The following is a 12,534-nucleotide window of genomic DNA, read 5'->3' as shown; positions in this document are numbered from 1 at the left end:
ACCTAGTGTGTTCCTCCAATAAAGCATAAGGGGGCTTTTTTATAAGTGTATAAAAAAAAGAGAAGTACCTGTACGTAATGTATGGCTAGAATAGGTAATAGACTAGCTAAATCCTCAGACTCTGCTACTGTTACTTCAGTTACTGTTACTGTTGCTTCCTCTGACATGGCATCTGTGGAGGACACCCCTTTACACCAAATGCTTCATATCTACATCAATACCGAACGTTTCCTGCAATCCTATCGTACCTGCTGCCGTTACCTGAATAGCTCTCGTCTTCGGCAGCCGCTCGAGCCAGCCCTTCTCTAGCATTCTTTCCAATAGGGCATTGCCTAAGGCTCCCGCTAGATGATGTCGGCGTTCACTCCAGTCCAAGCATTTCAATATATAGGCGCGCCGTTTCTTATGCGTCTCTACCAGATCTATATGAAATGCCGTGAAGAACACCTCGCCTTGCTCTGTAATCTGATAAGTCTCCCCGACATCTTCCATCAATTCCATTCGAAGAAGAGCTTCTGTCACCTGTACGCCCACACGCCCGGCGAGGTGATCGTAGCAAGTGCGTGCATAACGGATTTTCTTATCTTCATTGTGCTGCTTCAATGACTTGATCGGAACAGGAGGCGCAATTGATAGTAAAGTCTCCATCACATGAGCGACCTCTTGATTCCGAATGCCGTAATAGCGGTGTCGCCCCTGCTTCTCCATCGTGATGACATCGGCTTCGATCATTTTGGCCAAGTGGAAGCTGGCAGTTTGCGGCTTAATTCCAGCCATAGAAGCAAGCTCGCTCGCTGGGTGAAATCGGCCATCCAACAGTGCCGTCAACATAGCAGCACGAGAGCAATCGCTGACAAGCGAAGCGATGACAGCTGCATTGGCATCCATTTGTCTAGACACGACATTCCCCTCCTTGATTGTCACGATTGTATTTCATACTTCGATGATAATGGAATTATTTACGTTTTACAATGCAGAGGTATGAACAAAGAACCCGACCATAGGAGGCACAATGAATATGGAAATGATGAAGAAGAGGATGTCTGCAAGAAGCATTCAGCCGAAAGTTTTGTATTATGGAACTCCGGTCATATTGTTGAACACATTAAATGAAGATGGAACCACCAATATAAGCCCCTTGTCTTCATCTTGGGCCTTAGGAAATTGTATTGTACTGGGGATTGGACTTGGAGGCAAAGCGATTGAAAATATACAGCGCCATCCGCAATGCGTCATCAACGTTCCGAGCCCTGAGCTGTGGGGCAATGTCGAGAAGCTGGCTCCCTATACAGGAAAGCAGCAGGTTCCCGAATTCAAACAGCACATCGGAATTCACTATCATTCAGATAAATATGGAGTGAGCGAACTGACGCCAACTGAATCAACTGTCGTACAGCCTACTCGCATTGCAGAGTGCCCCATTCAAATCGAAGCACAGGTGAGACATATTCGTATCCCCGAGCATACTTCGTTTATGGCGATTGTCGAGACGGAAGCCGTTCACGTTCATGCCCATGAGGATATTCTCATCGGGGATAACCATATTGATCCGCGGAAATGGAGTCCGCTTATTTATAACTTCCGCCACTACTTCGGACTTGGCACTGAGCTCGGCAAGACGTACCGAGCAGAAACATAGAGCATCGAAAAAAGCTAAAAAAGCTGCTGTACCGGCGAGGAACTCCCCTTTTCCGGCCAGTGCTTCTCATTTCAAGCTGGATGTATATGTGAAATGTGCATCTTCCCCTTCTGACTTGCCCTTGCTGCCCCTTATTCTGTTGCATACTCTATTCATAGAGTTCTGCTATTCGTGGCATATGCAACTGTAGCAATTTGCAAAGGAGGGCTGGAGTGATAAATATATTTCCGAATCAGACCTATCAACGAACACGAGACTGGGCTGCTGGAACCGCTGTTAACCCTCAACAATTTCAAGAACGATATCGTGTGCTTTACCCGGCAGAAACGATTATTCTTCCTCCTCCCAAAGGAGTAGACACGCCTCGATGGGGATCTATATGTCACTTTGATGAAGCATTCGTGGCCGTTATACCAGGGGGAAAGGTCATGACTGGAAGTGGTCATGTGGTAACGCCTGACCACCGCCGGCTTCAAGACGTAGAACTCCCCCCTTATCCTTACCCGTTCAATGAGCTTCCTGAGCCGCAATATACATCAGAAACTGTAGCCACATTAATGTGGGGCTGGAATATTCCCGGCTATGCATATCACCAAGCTATTTTCGGGCACTGGTTTTTTGATTATTTGACCCGCATTCATTTGCTGGAGCAGAGCGGAATCGCTATCGACAAATATTTGGTTGGCCAACTGACACATTCTTTCCAATATGAATCGCTGCAAATGCTCGGCTTTCCGATGGAGAAGTTAATACAGGTTGACCGTAACGATTTCCATTTGGTCGCAAACGAGCTGGTCGTGCCGGCCGTACCATTCCTTATTGGCGGATGCCCGAGCTGGGCCAGTCAATACATTCGCACCCGTCTGAAAAATGCTTCCATTGCTCCTCGTCCTGGCTATGAGCGAATCTACGTTAGCCGCCAAGATGCGTTCGTTCGACACGTCATTAATGAAGAAGAAGTCATGCAAGTTTTGGCCGAGAAGGGCTTCGTCCGCATTGTGCTTACACCACTGTCCACGGCTGAAAAGATTGCAATTTATTCTTCAGCGCAAGTTATCGTTTCGCCGTTCGGAAGCGGGAGCATTAATACCGTGTTCTGCAATCCAGGCTCTACATTGATCGAACTGACGCCGTTAACAGTTGTTGATGGTTACTTTTGGAAAATTAGCAATTATGCAGGTATGAATTACTATGAGGTTCTATGTAATATCGAGCAGCCGCCAAAGCAGCTCGCTGGCTTTGATAACCTGATCGTCGACATCGACAAGCTGAAGCGCGTCCTTCATATGGCAGGCATTTAGTTGTGCCTGCCATATGTAGCGATTAGCACAGGGCTATGCAAGGACACGCCGCTTGCTGGCTGTATCTTCCGGTTAAATGCAAATGTGAACGACTCGCGTCCTCTCTCATCCGCCTGATGATGACCAAATGATAGGTATCCGCATAGTATGAAGCACATAATTCGAAGAGCTTCCACGCTTCCGAAACCTATGTTAACGCTTACATTATGGGAGGCGATTCCATTGGTCGTTACACTCGTCGGGATACACTGGGTGTATCTGCTGTTCATTGGGTTAATTATTGGCTTCCTCGTCATGCGGAGAGATACGACCATTGTATGTATGGCGGGGATATTCCTGCTCGGCTTGCTGGCAACTTCCTCGGTCAGTTCAGCGGTCAGCGGTATATTTACCAGCTTTATTTATGCCATTAAGGAGTTGCTTGGCACCATTCTCATCATCTCGATTATTGTCGCGATGAGCCGTGTGCTGCTCGCGTCCGGCATTAATGAAACGATGGTATCTCCATTCACCAAGCTAATGCGCGGTCCCACGATGGCCTATTGGACACTTGGGATAGTTATGGTCGTCATCAGCACCTTCTTCTGGCCGTCGCCAGGTGTCGCTCTTATTGGTGCGGTGCTGCTGCCAGCAGCAATTCGCGTAGGGCTGCCTCCTCTTGCTGTTGCGATGGCTATGAATTTATTCGGACATGGTATCGCATTGTCAGGCGACTTCGTCATTCAAGGCGCACCAAAGCTTACCGCGGATGCAGCCGGATTGCCTGTTAAGAGCGTGCTGGAAGCCAGCATCCCGCTTGTGATGGTCATGGGTGTCGTCACCACGGTCGTAGCGTTCTGGATGATGCGCCGCGATATGGGGTGTGGTCTTCTGACCATGAGTACCGGTCTTGCCAAAAATGACGACCGCAGCAGCTTCCATGTTCCCCGTATTCCCTTATCTCCCGTTGCCAAAACAACTCTAGCCATTCTCATTCCCCTGCTCTTCGTCATCGACGTCATCATGCTGTTCCAGCTAAATCTTCAGGGTGGGGAAGCAACGGCGCTTATCGGCGGAACCGCTGCAATCACACTCATCGTCGTTACCCTGCTCACCCATCGCAAGCAAGCATTTGAACAGACAACCAGCTACCTCGTGGACGGCTTTCTATTTGGTTTCAAAGTATTCGGCCCTGTCATTCCAATCGCCGCATTCTTCTATTTAGGAGACTCTGCCTTCTTCGAAATCTTCGGCAAAACTCTGCCCGCGGCATCGCATGGGATTGTGAACGATCTAGGGTTGGCGCTTGCACACAGCGTTCCACTCCACCCTGCCATCGGTGCAATTACCCTCACCATTGTAGGAGCTATTACAGGATTGGATGGGTCAGGATTCTCCGGCATCTCGCTTGCCGGCTCCATAGCGTCCCTGTTCGGGGCCGCCATTGGCGGCGGGACAGATACCCTGACTGCACTCGGTCAAGTTGCCGCCATATGGGTCGGAGGGGGAACACTAATCCCATGGGCGCTCATACCAGCAGCAGCTATTTGTGGCATCAGCCCGTTCGAGCTGGCACGCCGCAACCTTGTCCCGGTAATCATCGGCTTAACCGCCACGACACTCGTCGCAATGCTGCTGCTTCTCTTGTAGCAATAAGTCCCACCTGCTCGCTGCTTTGCAACAGGTGGGACTTATTTTGATTCATCCATCATTATTATTGTTACCTTGACACCTTTTCAACTTATATCGACTATGTCTGACAGATTTTCTTTAATCCTCATCACTAGTGTTTGTTATCCTTCAGAGCCATCATTTTAGTATTTGTTATCACTTTAGTGTTTGCCATCATTTTTTTGCTTATCATCGCTTTTGTGCTTGTCGTCCCCATTATTGCCATGGTCCATTGATTTGTTCATGCTTCCATTGTGCATGCCGCCGTTTTTCATTTTCTCTTTCCTCTTCAAATAACGTTGGTGGGAGATTTCATCAATTTCCTTCCACGATGCTTCCTTGCCCTTCAGGGCTTGATTGTCCGACACGAACTTCTGCGCTGCATCCTGCGTAGCGAACAACGCATAGCCATATTTCATCGGTGTCTTAATATCCGCCTTTACCGGAGTTGAATCCTTTGCTGTCACCCATTCTAATGTACTATAATCTCTCACCCAGGATGCAGCCGGCTTCTCTTTCATATCTCGCTCATAATTCAATAAGCAGCCGACATCGTCAAAATAGAGATGCTGACCATCTGCTGTCTGCATTTGCGCTGTAAACATCCCCATATCTTCTTCTCTCAAATAGATTTTCATTTGGCAAAAGGCGCATAAGTCCTCATGAGTTGGCTCCTCCGCATGCGCTGCAGCCAGTTCCTGCTTGAGTTGTGCCTTATTCTCAGTCGTTTGGTTTACTTGTTCCTTCCCCGTATTCGGAGCCGCTGCCCCCTCAACTGGCGCCGCAGCTTGTTCGCCCTTCTCTCCCGCATGGTCTGCACCGCCACATCCAGCAAGAATACTCAGCATCATGATCGAACAAATAAAAATAGCTAACCCCTTTTTCATATAACACCCTCCACGATGGAATTCATTGACAGATCAAATGCTAGCAAGCAATTGTGAGGAGATTGTGAAGGAAGTGAAATGAATTGTTGAACTTTATGTTGCAATTTTCCAAAAAGAAGTACAAAACTTCATAGATTTGATCAGATTTTGTGTCTAAAGCCGCTATAATGTTGCTATATTCCATTTTTTGAAATACAGGAGGAAGCGCCTTATGCGCCTTGCACCTTTCTTACGCACATTTTTGCCTTTGTTTGTTCCGCTCACTCTTGCTTTTGTTCTCACCGGGTGCGGCAAGAACGATTTCCAGCCTATAGAGCAGCAGCCTATTATCGTCAGCGTCAATGTGAAGGACCATAGTCTCTCTTTCCTTGATCCTGTCCGCAATAAGGTATCGGCGGCATGGCAGCTCGATTTCCCGCTTAGCGGCGCCCTATTCCTTGCGCAGGATCAATTGCTCGTCTACGGCAAGCAGGCGGACAAGGCTCTCATTTACCAATTGTCTACGGGAAAGCAGATCGAGACATGGGACGTAGGCAAAGGAGCGGCCAATGCGCTGCTGTCCCATTCGAAGCAATTTGTCTATTTTGTTGATCAGCATCATAAATCGATTCGCGCTTTCCGGCTGGACGGCACGCTTCAGTACGAGGTTGCTGTAGGCAAGCAGCCGTTGCATATGTATGAGGCGAAGGACGGGAGCAAGCTGTACGTCATCAATTTCGACGATACGACGATGTCCATTATAGATACTCGATTGCAAAAAGTTGTACAAACATTCGGCATTAACGAATCTTCGGCTGGTGGTCTGCTGTTGGATGATCGGCGTGAGCTGTGGGTTGGCGGCCACGGAAGCGGGGCTGAAGTTGAGTCGGACATCCATGTGTACAACATGGATACCGGTTCGCTTATTCGGCGCATCCCAGCTCCTTATATGCCCGTAAGCTTCGCACAGACGGATACAGGCATATTCGCACTGAGCCACGGATCCAGCACGCTTCGCAAGTTCGCGCGGAATACCGGCGCAGAGCTTGGCACGATCAAAATTGGCGCCAACCCGTTCGAGATGAAGGAAATTGGCAGAAATCTATACATCGCTAGTTATGATAGCAATGAGATCTACGTCATCGATCCCAACTCACTCACCGTCAGCTCAATCATTCCCGTGGGCCAAGGCCCATTCCAGATTATGTCCAACTCATAAGCGCAAGGAGGAGAGCAAGCATGAACCAGTCTCGATTGCTCATTATCGATGATGAAGAAGATATGAGAGCACTCGTGCATATGTATTTGAAAAGCTCTGGATTCGAGGTGTACCAAGCCGCGAATGGCGAGGAAGCGCTAGAGATTCTGTCTGCCATGTCCATCGATCTAATTGTTGCCGATGTCATGATGCCAGTTCTGGATGGCTTCACGCTCTGTCTGAACATACGCCAGTCCTCTAACGTGCCAATCGTCTTCTTAACGGCAAGAGGAGAAGAATGGGATCGTGTCTATGGCCTGAAAATCGGTGCCGACGATTATATTGTAAAGCCGTTCAGTCCAAGCGAGCTGATCGCCCGCATCGACGCGGTTCTGCGCAGGGTCAATCGAGAATCTGCAGCAGACAAAACGGTTCAGCTATACGGCCAAATCGAGATCAATGAACGAGGTAGAACGGTCAAGGTATGCGGCGAGCCCTTAGCCCTCACCTTGAAGGAATTCGAGCTTCTCCTTTTCTTATGCCGCCACCGCGGTCAAGCACTCAGCCGCGAGCAGCTTCTGCAGCACGTGTGGGGCATCGATTACGAGGGCAGTGTTAGAACTGTAGATACACATATCAAAACACTGCGCATTAAGCTCGGCAATGTGGGTGAATTCATTCAAACGATGTGGGGCATCGGATATAAACTTGAGGTGTAAATGGCATGAAGCAGCTAACCTTAGCACAGAAAATGTGGCTTATCGTGTGCGCGGCGATTATCGGAACCGTGTCTTTTTCGTATGCGCTCACTCACTATTTCTATGAAAAATACTATGTCGAAAAGGTAGATGAAGGACTGCGGCTGGAAGGGTTTCGCCTTGCAAGCAACTATAGCGGTGGAGAGGTCACCGCCAAGCTGCGCGATCAGATCGATTGGTACAACAAGATGTCTGACTCGGAGGTGTTTCTTGTCACGAACCCGCGCGAGTTAAGCGCCTGCCTTCCCTTCGAAGTCGAATATGACTCCCTCATCAGCGAGCAGGATCGCCAGCAGCTCCTTCAGGGCAACCCCGTCACCAAGTCCGGGTTCGAGGAACGCTTCGGCCGCACGATTCTATCTGTCAGCATCCCGCTGCTGGACGACAATCGCTTGCAAGGCATCTTATTCCTGTACATCCCGCTTGCAACCATTATGGAAATGAATAAGGAACTGACCAGCATTTTCATTCCGATCACCGTATGCTTCGTGCTCCTATCCCTTGTAGTGGGCAGAACATTAATCAACCGCATCACGCAGCCCCTTCGACGCTTGGAGTCCGCTGCCCATGAGATGGCACATGGCAATTATGCGGAACGTGTTCCGATTACAACACATGATGAAATCGGCAAGGTGGGACAAGCCTTCAATCAGATGGCATGTGCCGTTGCCGAGGAGGATAAGCGCAAAAAAGAATTTCTCGCGAACGTGTCCCATGAGCTGCGGACCCCTATCAGCTATGTGAAGGGGTACAGCGAAGCGATTCTGGATGGGGTTGTCGAATCCGAACAAGATCAGAGAAGCTATATCAGCCTGATCCACCGCGAAGCCGGCCGCATGCAGCGGCTAGTTCATGATCTGCTAGAGCTGGCCAAGCTGGAGAACAATGCCTATCCGCTTGCCATCACCCATCTGGTGTATGCTCAGCTTATTGAGGACGTGCTGATGACATACAGACACATACTTGTCCAGCAGCACATTGCATTGGAGATTGATCTTGATCCCGAGCTTATTATTGAAGCCGATCAAAATCGAATCGAACAGGTCCTCCATAACCTGCTGGACAATGCCATAAGGTATACGCCGGAACAGGGAACGATCAGCATCAAACTGCGTGCATCATCACACACCCCTTGTTGCGAGCTGAGCATTAGCGATACCGGCATCGGCATTGCCCCTGAGCATCTTCCCCATATAACCGAGCCGTTCTATCGAGCCAATAAGGCGCGAACCCGCAAGGATGGCGGGACAGGGTTGGGGCTTGCCATTGTGTCCAATATTGTTGCTATGCATGGCGGAACGCTGACCTTTCACAGCATCGAGAATGAGGGGACGACTGTAACGATTGCGCTGCCGCGATACAGAGAGACATAAAAACATGCGGGTTGTCATGCTCCGTTCACACATTCTTTCATCTTTGCACACAATTGTGTCGTAATGTAGGAGCCAAAGAAAATGAAAATGGGGACAGGATGGTGCCATTTGTGACCAATTGCAGACAAGTCAACAGAAAAATGCTGCTGGCCGCTCTAGCTTTGCTATTGTCTCTCCTCATCTGCTTCCCAGGTACAAGCAAGCTGCATGCCGCTAACGCTAACGGGAAGACGTTCATCGTTCGTGCCGGAGATTCGATCCAGAAGGCCATTAATGAAGCTGAACTAGGCGCTATCATTACCGTACAAGAAGGCATCTATCATGAACAGCTTGTCATTGATAAGCCGCTGAAGCTCCAAGCTGCAGACAGTGCCAAGGTTACGCTGAACGGCAATAATCAAGGTCATGTCGTCACAATTACCGCTCCCGGCGTTTCCCTAACCGGATTTCAGATTATCCAGAGCGGCAGCAAGAAGCAGGATGCCGGTATTTATATCGCCTCCTCGGACAACTTGATCATGTCCAATACGCTGTCCCGCGTACAGAATGGCATCTATGTCAACAAAGGAAGCCGCAATCAGATCGAGAACAATACGATAACGAGCAATAACAGCCGTATCTCTAAGCGAGGCAACGGCGTTCACCTCTTCTATGGCAGTGGTAATGTTGTGCGTGGCAATGACATTTATGATGTTCAGGACGGCATTTACATCGACTTCGCAGCCGACAGTACGCTAAGCAGCAACACGATATCCGATTCACGCTACGCCATTCATCTCATGTTCGGTGAAGGAGGTCTCGTATCGGGCAATCAATTCATGTACAACATTAACGGGATGATGGCCATGAGCTCCTCCTCCTTTCGGATTGAGAAGAACATCATGCAGAAGCAGCTTGATTACCGCGGCTATGGAGTGTTGCTCTATGACACCGACCGCATCACGATGCGGGGCAACCGCATGATGTACAACAGCAACGGTCTCGCACTGGAGGATGCGAGAGACAGCATCATTACAGACAATGTCATCTCGGGCAATCATCTTGGCCTTAGTCTGCTGAAGGGCAATACCGGAACTACCATATCGGGGAACCAGTTCATCGGCAATGTCGTGCAAGCACGTAGCTTGGATGCGAAGCAGGCCATTGATGACGGCACATCGGGCAATTATTGGGACGACTACTCTTCCTTCGATATTACCGGCGACGGCATCGGGGAACTACCTTACTACGCAGGCTCCATCTATGACAAGCTGCTGCCGAAGCAGCCGCAGCTGCAATTCTACTTCGAGAGCCCTGCCATACAGCTATGGAATGCAGTTAATCGCATGCTGCCTTCCGCTAACGCCACGAGCGGAGCAGATCGGTTCCCGCTTACGCAGCAGCCCACCCTTCAACCACTTGTAGATGATCCTGCACAATCAGTCCTAGAAGCGGAACATCCTACAGACAATCGCCATCTTATCGGCATCGCAGGATGCTTGTTCCTAATTGGCGGCATATTCATTCTTGCACAAGGGAGGATTCAGAAATGACATGGAGATTCGGAACAGTCGTAGCGGCAGTCGGCCTTATGCTTGCCACATCCTGCGGCAAACCTAGCTATGAACCGAGACCGATTAACCCTGATATCGATGTATGCATCATATGCAATATGAGCGTAGCGAACGAAGACTACGCAACAGAGGTTGTATTAACGGACGGCAAGATTATGACTTTCGATGATATCGGCTGCATGATGGATTATATCCAATCTTATCACAATGCAGACAATCCGATTGCCAAGTCCTATGTATACGCCGCAAGCAATTGGGTAGAGCTGGAGCAAGCCTGGTTCGCCTACCACCAAGACTTCTGGACGCCAATGGCGAATGGCGTGCTGGTCTTTCCGAACAAGGAACAAGCGGAACAATACGTTGCACAAGAAGGCAAAGGAAACGTTCTGTCGTTCCCTGACCTGAAGCAGCATAAATGGGACGGTCATCAATGATGCATATAGGTTCAATTGCGAAGCAGGAAATGAAGCTGATCATTCGCAGCCGCTGGCTGGCAAGCTTCTCCATATTATTTACACTACTGGCGCTGTTCATCGTATTCTTCGGCAGCACCGGCTATCAGGCAGGATACGAAGGGTTTACGAGAATGACTGCAGGACTTCTGAATCTCTCCCTCTTCCTCGTTCCGCTTCTCACACTGTTAATGGGCAGTACCATGCTCGCGGGAGATAAAGAGGATGGGGGCTATCAATTGCTGCTCACCTACCCGGTATCGCCAACTTCCATTGTTCTTGGCAAATACATAGGCATGCTGGCGGCCATTGCAGCCGTTATCCTGCTCGGCTACGGTATTGTCGGAACTGTGCTGTGGATCACGAACCGCACTGGCATGTTCGCCGCCTCCTTGTTTTTTCTCTTTATCGCCTTGACCCTGCTGCTTGCGGCTGTCTTCCTAGCGATCGCTTCGGTCATCGGCGTGTATGCCAGCACGCGATTCCAAGCGCTTGGCATCAGTATTCTGACATGGGCGCTCAGCGTGCTCCTATACGAATATATCGTGATGGGTGTCTCCAGTGTTGTCCCTTTTCATTGGATTATTACACTCTTAACCACATCCATCCTGTTCAATCCAGTTGAGCTGATACGGGTGTGGAGCATCGTTCAAATGAAGAGCGGCATGATATTCGGGCCGACGCTCTATGACTTTACGATATGGGCCGAGGGGAGCACCGGACAAATTGCCTTCTGTCTAACGGCTGCGGCATGGATTATTGCTCCGCTTGCCTTATCCATCATCATTGTGAAGCAGGGGGTGCGCATCCGCGAATGACAACAAATGCGATGATTCGATTCGATCATGTATCCAAGATTTATTCCAAGCAGAATCAGGTACGCGATATCCACTTCTCAATCGGCCAAGGCGAATGCTTCGCCTTATGTGGAGGCAATGGCGCCGGGAAGAGCACGATCATTCAGATGATGATCGGCATCGTGAAGCCAACGTCAGGCAGCATTTACTTGAACGGGCACAAGGTATCGTCCACGGACATCGCCTATAAATCCACATTCGCCTATATGCCTGACAATATGGTATTTCCCCGTTCCTTGACGGGATACGAGGTGCTGCACTTTTTCTCCAAGCTGCTGCAGGTGCCGCGAGGTCGCATCGATGAGCTGCTCTGCCTCGTTGGGTTGGAACAAGATAAGCATAAGAAGGTAAGCCATTATTCCAAGGGAATGCAGCAGCGGCTCGCGCTCGCACAAGCGTTGCTGCCTGAAGCTCCGATCATCATTCTGGATGAGCCCACCAACGGACTTGATCCCTATTGGGTGCATACGTTCAAGGAACTAATCCATGCTGAACGCAGGAAAGGAACAACAATCCTCTATTCGACTCATATTTTGTCTGTCGTGGAGGACACGGCCGATACTGTCGCCTTCATGAATGAAGGCGTCATGGTCGCATGCGATTCTGTCGCTAGTCTTTGCCGCATAGAAAATGGACATCGTTCCCTGGAAGCCGTCTTTTATGATACATGCCAGCGTATAGCCACTAGTTCGTAATTAGTGTTTCTTCTCGTATTTGAACGATGTTGGTATTTGCTTTTACTCGCGCAAGGCTCGTATCATTCAAGTGTGCACTATACAGTTGCACATTTATATACCTATTCAAACACTGTGCACTTATCTATACAAATGCAAAAAGCCAGCGATCGCTGGCTTTTTTAAGTTCATCAGTATGCATGCATTACGACA

Annotated in this window: 12 protein-coding genes; 10 read left to right on the top strand and 2 right to left on the bottom strand. The window is 49.3% G+C overall.

Translation table 11 applies throughout. From position 1 onward, the window contains the following. Positions 1-189 precede the first annotated feature (189 nt). Positions 190-888 carry an ArsR/SmtB family transcription factor gene (locus tag BP95_RS0126260; RefSeq protein ID WP_028533624.1) on the bottom strand — a complete coding sequence of 233 codons (699 nt, stop codon included), beginning with the start codon at positions 886-888 and terminating at the stop codon, positions 190-192. A 130-nt stretch (positions 889-1,018) separates the two neighbouring features. Here BP95_RS0126260 and BP95_RS0126255 point away from each other — a divergent pair, with 130 nt between their 5' ends. The 3 genes from BP95_RS0126255 (at position 1,019) to BP95_RS0126245 (ending at position 4,569) form a co-directional block, all read left to right on the top strand. After that, complete coding sequence (locus BP95_RS0126255) at positions 1,019-1,639, top strand: flavin reductase family protein (RefSeq protein ID WP_028533623.1); 621 nt, start codon at positions 1,019-1,021, stop codon at positions 1,637-1,639. Positions 1,640-1,854: 215 nt separating this feature from the next. Then, on the top strand, positions 1,855-2,940 hold the full coding sequence (locus BP95_RS0126250) for a glycosyltransferase family 61 protein (protein ID WP_028533622.1): 1,086 nt from the start codon (positions 1,855-1,857) through the stop codon (positions 2,938-2,940). A gap of 222 nt (positions 2,941-3,162) precedes the next feature. Next, on the top strand, positions 3,163-4,569 hold the full coding sequence (locus tag BP95_RS0126245) for a hypothetical protein (protein WP_028533621.1): 1,407 nt from the start codon (positions 3,163-3,165) through the stop codon (positions 4,567-4,569). A gap of 182 nt (positions 4,570-4,751) precedes the next feature. On the opposite strand, the gene BP95_RS31435 is transcribed toward BP95_RS0126245, so the two are convergent. After that, entirely contained in the window at positions 4,752-5,477 is a 726-nt protein-coding gene (locus BP95_RS31435; RefSeq protein ID WP_021256113.1) for a nitrous oxide reductase accessory protein NosL, read from the bottom strand. A 211-nt stretch (positions 5,478-5,688) separates the two neighbouring features. Here BP95_RS31435 and BP95_RS0126235 point away from each other — a divergent pair, with 211 nt between their 5' ends. The 7 genes from BP95_RS0126235 to BP95_RS0126205 all read left to right on the top strand — a co-directional run bounded on the left by BP95_RS0126235 (position 5,689) and on the right by BP95_RS0126205 (position 12,342). After that, positions 5,689-6,675: a YncE family protein gene (locus BP95_RS0126235; protein ID WP_021256114.1), complete on the top strand. Its 987-nt coding sequence runs from the start codon at positions 5,689-5,691 to the stop codon at positions 6,673-6,675. A 20-nt stretch (positions 6,676-6,695) separates the two neighbouring features. Beyond that, complete coding sequence (locus tag BP95_RS0126230) at positions 6,696-7,373, top strand: response regulator transcription factor (RefSeq protein WP_021256115.1); 678 nt, start codon at positions 6,696-6,698, stop codon at positions 7,371-7,373. A gap of 5 nt (positions 7,374-7,378) precedes the next feature. Beyond that, positions 7,379-8,785, top strand: coding sequence for a sensor histidine kinase (locus BP95_RS0126225; RefSeq protein WP_021256116.1), 1,407 nt, complete (start codon positions 7,379-7,381; stop codon positions 8,783-8,785). A 110-nt stretch (positions 8,786-8,895) separates the two neighbouring features. Continuing rightward, positions 8,896-10,317 carry a nitrous oxide reductase family maturation protein NosD gene (gene nosD, locus BP95_RS31430; RefSeq protein ID WP_021256117.1) on the top strand — a complete coding sequence of 474 codons (1,422 nt, stop codon included), beginning with the start codon at positions 8,896-8,898 and terminating at the stop codon, positions 10,315-10,317. Beyond that, positions 10,314-10,772, top strand: coding sequence for a nitrous oxide reductase accessory protein NosL (locus BP95_RS0126215; protein ID WP_021256118.1), 459 nt, complete (start codon positions 10,314-10,316; stop codon positions 10,770-10,772). The genes nosD and BP95_RS0126215 overlap by 4 nt, the downstream gene beginning before the upstream one ends. Next, entirely contained in the window at positions 10,769-11,608 is an 840-nt protein-coding gene (locus tag BP95_RS0126210; protein WP_021256119.1) for an ABC transporter permease, read from the top strand. Before BP95_RS0126215 ends, BP95_RS0126210 begins: the two co-directional genes overlap by 4 nt. Beyond that, positions 11,605-12,342: an ABC transporter ATP-binding protein gene (locus tag BP95_RS0126205; RefSeq protein WP_021256120.1), complete on the top strand. Its 738-nt coding sequence runs from the start codon at positions 11,605-11,607 to the stop codon at positions 12,340-12,342. The genes BP95_RS0126210 and BP95_RS0126205 overlap by 4 nt, the downstream gene beginning before the upstream one ends. The last annotated feature ends 192 nt before the right edge of the window (positions 12,343-12,534 follow it).

The sequence above is a fragment of the Paenibacillus sp. UNC217MF genome (genome assembly GCF_000686865.1).
Lineage (GTDB): Bacteria > Bacillota > Bacilli > Paenibacillales > Paenibacillaceae > Paenibacillus_B > Paenibacillus_B suaedae.
This window is presented reverse-complemented; position numbering and strand designations above follow the sequence as displayed.